Origin of the sequence: Candidatus Jidaibacter acanthamoeba (genome assembly GCF_000815465.1) — a bacterium.
In the GTDB taxonomy this organism is placed as follows: domain Bacteria; phylum Pseudomonadota; class Alphaproteobacteria; order Rickettsiales; family Midichloriaceae; genus Jidaibacter; species Jidaibacter acanthamoebae.
In genome coordinates this window covers 1-248 of the sequence record NZ_JSWE01000225.1, presented here as the reverse complement: position 1 = coordinate 248, position 248 = coordinate 1, and the positions used below count along the sequence as shown (strand labels likewise).

Annotated in this window: 1 protein-coding gene; it reads left to right on the top strand. The window is 39.1% G+C overall.

The genetic code is table 11. From position 1 onward, the window contains the following. Positions 1 to 248: hypothetical protein (locus NF27_RS12675; protein ID WP_039459446.1), on the top strand; the 248-nt coding region annotated here is incomplete at both ends.

The window sequence follows — 248 nt, the reverse complement described above, 5'->3', positions numbered from 1 at the left end:
GGAAGTTTTACAGATCACGGACATTTAACCTTAAAAGTAGGTGAGTTATTTGTTCAGCATATATATGACTATGATAATGGGCATACTTTGGGTATGGCAGTTGAAGTAGCTGATAAGCTCAAAGAATTCGTATATAGGCCGACGGTAGGAGGACATGATAAAGAAGGGACTACTTATGGTACAATAGGTAAAGGGACGATAGTTTGTGAAGGCGATACTTGTGAAACTGAAAAAGCAAACCGAGATGC